Origin of the sequence: Streptomyces sp. P9(2023) (assembly GCF_032436795.1) — a bacterium.
GTDB lineage: Bacteria > Actinomycetota > Actinomycetes > Streptomycetales > Streptomycetaceae > Streptomyces.
On the sequence record NZ_JAUPWM010000444.1, the window covers coordinates 1 to 274 of the forward strand.

The 274-nt window shown below is 49.6% G+C and carries 1 protein-coding gene; it reads right to left on the minus strand.

Going from position 1 to position 274, the window contains the following annotated elements:
- The coding region (locus tag Q5762_RS38295; protein ID WP_315896930.1) for a hypothetical protein at positions 1 to 220 on the minus strand (220 nt) is incomplete at its 3' end.
- Positions 221 to 274 lie beyond the last annotated feature (54 nt).

Below are 274 nucleotides of genomic sequence, written 5' to 3' on the forward strand. Positions count from 1 at the left end.
CAACAACTCTCTCCTGAAGCTCTATACACGCTTTCCCTTGAAAACGAATGAGCTTCTGGTTGAGCAACATGAGCACATCACCAATTACCATCTCAAGCGTGACTTTGCACAGTCCGCTGACAGTGACCAACCATATCGCTATATCAGCGATCTTGGCGGGGAGCCGTTCAAAGGTGGTGTGCTGAAAATCCTTGAGGTCAGTGATCTGCTCGGTGGACACATTCCCTTGAACGATCCGGGGAATGATCGATCCTATTACACACCGGCTCCTGAT